This is a genomic window from Gluconobacter sp. Gdi (assembly GCF_014132155.1).
Lineage (GTDB): Bacteria > Pseudomonadota > Alphaproteobacteria > Acetobacterales > Acetobacteraceae > Gluconobacter.
Genome location: NZ_BLJQ01000100.1, coordinates 1 through 244 on the forward strand (window position 1 = coordinate 1; position 244 = coordinate 244).

Consider the following 244-nt stretch of genomic DNA (forward strand, 5'->3'; position numbering starts at 1 on the left):
CTGCATCGGATCCCGCAGGTTGAGAAGTGCCGCACGTTGCGTTGCCAGCCTTTGCGTCAGGCCCTGAAGCTGCGCATCGTAATCAGCCCCCGTGGCTGTTCCAGCCTTGTGAAGGTCCTGCAGATTCTGCAAAGCCTTTTCGGTACCGGTGATGGCCTGCGTCGCCGCCTGATACTGTCCTGAAAAAGAGCTGTCAGGCGTAGAGAGAACATCATCCACACTGGAGCGTTTGGCCGCAATCGTG

General features: G+C 58.2%; 1 protein-coding gene. It reads right to left on the minus strand.

The window, feature by feature from the left end:
• On the minus strand, window positions 1–244 hold a 244-nt coding region (locus tag JN414_RS16660; protein ID WP_202208901.1), incomplete at both ends, for a hypothetical protein.